We start from the raw sequence: 4,288 nt of genomic DNA, 5'->3' as shown, positions 1-4,288 counted from the left end.
CGCCCAACAGTAGACAATTTTTCATAATCATTTCGCCTGAAATAATGCAGCGGGTTAATTTCCGCGAATTATGCAGCCTTCATTCAGGCATTGTGTTGCCGGGCGTGCTGCCGTTTTTATTGGTCAAATGGCGCTTCGTGTTTAAGAACTTTATCGATCACATCCAGTACGCCTTCACGGTTATTGGAGCCTGCCCGGTATTTTGCCGCTGCGACGACCGCGCTGCCGGCATTTTCCATTGCAAAACTAAAGCCTGCCTGACGCAGCATCTCAATATCGTTACCGCCATCGCCAAAGACCACCACTTCGCTGTCGTCTATTCCCCATAATTTCTGCAGTTGGCGAAGGCCATTGGCTTTATGTACGCCGGGGATAATCAGATCGATGCTGCCGTTGCCGGTGTGGACTGGCACCATAATATCGCCGATGGCCTCATGTAATGCTTTTTGTACTTGTGGAATCAGTTCATCGGAAAGATTCAGGCCAAACTTAAAGAAAATATCTTCTAAGTTGTCAAAGTTATCGACGTATTCCAGACGGTGATAATACATTTCCGCCACCGTTTTCATGGCATCGTCATATTTTTTGAGTGTATAGGCGCTATTTTTTCCGCAGGCAATAATTTCCACTTCCGGGCGCGTCAGCAAATGTTCCACGACAGTAGCAAACGCATCCTTCGACAGCTCGCCATTAAAAACATCTTTGCCTTCACTCACTACCCAGCCGCCGTTTTCAGCCACAAAGGCAATTTCATTCGCAATTTCAGGGAAGAAAGAGATCAACTGATAATATTGATTCCCGCTGGCGACCACAAAGCGAATGCCTTGTGCTTTCATTTGCTGATACTGAGCCATAAACCGCTCACGGTTATAGGTTTTTTGATCGCTTAAGAAAGTACCATCCATGTCTACCGCAATTAATTTAATGCTCATCAACTATTCTCCATCGCCGTCTGCGTTTTGGTATCGGGTTTGGCGACGGCTTTCGCGACAATAGCCGCGAGAATAACCAGCGCCAGTACAACCAGCATTGCACTACGTAATCCATAATGTTCGCCGAGATAGCCCAGCAGCGGCGGCCCGACGAGGAAAGCCAGATAACCGGTCGTTGCTACCACACTGACGCGGGTTGGTGCATCGGGGCCGGTATCGCTGGCGGCAGAAATGGTCAGCGGGAAGCCCAGCGAGGCACCCAGTCCCCAAAGTACAACAGACACTCCTGCGACCCAGGCGCTATCGACAAAAATAATCAGCCCAATACCCAACGCCCCCATTAGTGCACTGGCCCGAACCACGGCAACGCGACTGTAACGGTCGATGAACCAACCGCCGGTGAAGCGTCCAACGGTCATCCCCAGGGTAAAACCGGCATAAATCAGTGAGCCGGAAGTGGGGCTAAAACCGTGACCATCAACCATTAATAAGGGTAACCAGTCGTTGGCAGAACCTTCGGCAAAGGCCATCGCCAGCACTACAACACCAATCAACAGCAACTGGATATCGTGATAAAAAGGAATGCCTTTTTCGCCATGCTGGGTGCCATCGGCAGCATTTTTGCCCGTACCGTCAGGGATTGCCGGAATGGCGATATAAATAGGCGCGATACCTACCAGCGCCGCCAATAAAATGTGCACCGTTGCCGGAACGCCAAAGGCCGTCAGTGCCATCCCGACACCAGCGCCTGCCAGCGTGCCCAGGCTATAAAAACCGTGCATCATCGGCAAAACCGTTTTATTCATTTCTCGCTCAACGGCGGCACCTTCAACGTTTATCGCCACTTCCGCAGAACCAAAACTTGCCCCAAAGACGCCGAGACCAACGGCAAAGAGCAGGGGCGATGTCAGCCAGAGTGCCAGACTTAATATCATCATCCCGATCAATGCGCAGGACATCGTGACCAGGATGACATTACGTGTCCCAAAGCGTTTCACTAACCACGCCGAGCAGAGAATACCGCTCATCGAACCGATCGACAGACCAAAGAGAACACCGCCCATTTCAGCGATCGAGACAGAGAGAATATCGCGGATAGCAGGCGTACGGGTTGCCCAGGACGCCATTAACAGGCCTGGCAAAAAGAAGACCCAGGTTCGGCGTTTCAATGCATTACGTGAAGAATTTACGGTCATAGATCACGTCAAAATAAGAAGAGGGAAGACAACATTAGCAAGGTTGTACACAATTGCAGACAGAGGAAATGACATGCGTCGCGCTAACGATCCGCAACGGCGAGAAAAAATTATCCAGGCCACGCTGGAGGCGGTGAAACTTTACGGAATACATGCTGTTACGCACCGCAAAATTGCTACCCTTGCCGGGGTACCGTTGGGATCGATGACCTACTATTTTTCAGGAATTGATGAGTTGTTGCTGGAGGCGTTCAGCAGTTTTACTGAGATTATGTCCCGGCAATATCAGGCATTTTTTAGCGATGTTAGTGATGCTCAAGGCGCATGCCAGGCTATCACCGATATGATCTACAGCTCACAGGTTGCAACGCCGGATAATATGGAGCTGATGTACCAGCTCTACGCGCTGGCTAGCCGAAAACCGCTATTAAAAACGGTAATGCAAAACTGGATGCAGCGCAGTCAGCAAACGCTCGAACAATGGTTTGAACCCGGAACCGCCCGCGCGCTTGATGCGTTTATTGAGGGGATGACGCTGCATTTTGTCACCGACCGTAAGCCGCTATCGCGCGAGGAGATTTTGAGGATGGTTGAGAGGGTTGCAGGGTAGTAGATAAATTTTAGATAACAAAAAACCCATTTATGTAAACGGGTTAATGAAAACAATAATTTAGAGTAAAAACAATAAGTTGGGTTGGTGGTCAGTGGTGGTTATTACGGGGTAATGCCAACCGCTGCCGCCACTTTGTCGCCACTTGGCAGCGTTGCCAGAGGATTGAAACGGAGCGCCGTTTCCAGATGATCCGGTGCCAGATGTGCGTAACGCATAGTCATTTTTATATCGTGGTGTCCGAGAATTTTTTGTAAGGCCAGAATGTTTCCACCCGACATCATGAAGTGCGCCGCAAACGTATGGCGCAGAACGTGTGTGAGTTGACCGCGAGGGAGCACGATAGACGTTTTTTCCATCACGGATAAAAATTGAAAATAGCAGTCTGTGAAGAAATTGAACCCATCAAGCGCCATGATCTCTTCGTAAAGCTCTTTACTGATAGGGATGCTTCTGTTTTTCTTCCCCTTCGTTCTGACAAAGGTAATTCGGTATTTGGTCACCTGTGAGCGAGTAAGATTTACGGCTTCACGCCAGCGTGCGCCTGTGCTTAAGCATATCTTAACTACCAGTGCCAGAATTGGGTCCTGACGTTTGCAATCAGCCAGCAATTCAACAATCTGCTCATTGGTAAGCCATGCCATCTCTTTTTCTGCGATGGTGAATTTTCGCATGTTCTCCAGTGGGTTCGGATACGACCATTCGCCCAGACGGGATAGTTCGCTAAAAATACTACTTAGATAGCTTTGCTCCAGGTTAATGGTGACCGGGCTTGCTCCTTTCTTCCATTTCTCGCTGAAGTAGATCTCGCCTGTCAGGCGTTTATCTCGATAGTGGGCAAACATTTTAGAGGTGAGATCGGTTGCAAGAGGATTGCCCAGAGCGTCAACCATCAACAGCAATTTGTCATAGACATGCTGCCCAGCTGTCAGAGATTTACCATGTAGTTTGAACCATAGTTCAACCACGTCTTTCAGTGTTCGACGATCCACTGATTCACCCAGCCAGGGCTTTGCTTCGGTTTCTTCCATCGTGTGACGCTCAAAAGCCAGAGCTTCGCCTTTGGTGGCGAATTGTTTACGCACACGACGTCCACTACGTCCGGCGGGGTAACATTCGCAAAGCCATTTTCCTGTGGTGAGTTTTCGTACTGCCATAAAAAAGCCCTCATATCAGAGGGCTAAATTTAACTGTATATACAACCAGTAATCAATGTGTGATTACTATGAAACATACATTGCTAAGCAACATGCAGTTCATCGTTGGCGGAAGTTGCTGCTTTGCGCTCTTGCTCAATCGCCAGTGACTCTCTATATTCTTTCGCTTCCGCAAACATTGTCCATTGTGCGTTGATGTTCATATCTTCAATAACAGACTTAATTTCTTTAATATTTACGTTGAAAAACTCTTTTCGTGAGTTAATTTTATTGACCTGTTTTTCGTTGAAGACTTTATGCAGATGATTTTCTAATGATGGTGCATCATCACTATAAATCATCGCATGAACATCGAACGAAAAAGGAACACTAGCATCACCGAGTTCACGAACA

5 protein-coding genes are annotated in these 4,288 nt (G+C 48.3%); 1 reads left to right on the top strand and 4 read right to left on the bottom strand.

Annotated features, from left to right (window positions below):
- Positions 1–116: 116 nt before the first annotated feature.
- Complete coding sequence (gene ybjI / locus ACUU1M_RS19000) at positions 117–932, bottom strand: 5-amino-6-(5-phospho-D-ribitylamino)uracil phosphatase (RefSeq protein ID WP_001324713.1); 816 nt, start codon at positions 930–932, stop codon at positions 117–119.
- Positions 932–2,128, bottom strand: a complete 1,197-nt coding sequence (locus ACUU1M_RS18995) for an MFS transporter (protein WP_449144741.1) — start codon at positions 2,126–2,128, stop codon at positions 932–934. The genes ybjI and ACUU1M_RS18995 overlap by 1 nt, the downstream gene beginning before the upstream one ends.
- A 73-nt stretch (positions 2,129–2,201) precedes the next feature.
- Between ACUU1M_RS18995 and rcdA the strand changes: the two genes are divergently transcribed.
- Positions 2,202–2,738: a DNA-binding transcriptional regulator RcdA gene (rcdA, locus tag ACUU1M_RS18990; protein WP_001297003.1), complete on the top strand. Its 537-nt coding sequence runs from the start codon at positions 2,202–2,204 to the stop codon at positions 2,736–2,738.
- Between the two features lie 104 nt (positions 2,739–2,842).
- Here the strand turns inward: rcdA and ACUU1M_RS18985 are convergent, their stop codons facing one another.
- Both ACUU1M_RS18985 and ACUU1M_RS18980 read right to left on the bottom strand, forming a co-directional pair.
- On the bottom strand, positions 2,843–3,895 hold the full coding sequence (locus ACUU1M_RS18985; RefSeq protein WP_152029052.1) for a phage integrase: 1,053 nt from the start codon (positions 3,893–3,895) through the stop codon (positions 2,843–2,845).
- A gap of 83 nt (positions 3,896–3,978) precedes the next feature.
- Positions 3,979–4,288: GIY-YIG nuclease family protein (locus ACUU1M_RS18980; RefSeq protein WP_449144740.1), on the bottom strand; the 310-nt coding region annotated here is incomplete at its 5' end.

It is taken from the genome of Shigella sp. SIG6 (genome assembly GCF_053555815.1).
Note: the sequence above shows the minus strand (reverse complement) of the source record. Positions and strands in the feature narration are given on the sequence as shown.

Coding starts and splice junctions, on each gene's coding strand:
- ybjI (WP_001324713.1), bottom strand. CDS start 932: ATGAGCATTAAATTAATTGCGGTAGACATGGATGGTACTTTCTTAAGC.
- ACUU1M_RS18995 (WP_449144741.1), bottom strand. CDS start 2,128: ATGACCGTAAATTCTTCACGTAATGCATTGAAACGCCGAACCTGGGTC.
- rcdA (WP_001297003.1), top strand. CDS start 2,202: ATGCGTCGCGCTAACGATCCGCAACGGCGAGAAAAAATTATCCAGGCC.
- ACUU1M_RS18985 (WP_152029052.1), bottom strand. CDS start 3,895: ATGGCAGTACGAAAACTCACCACAGGAAAATGGCTTTGCGAATGTTAC.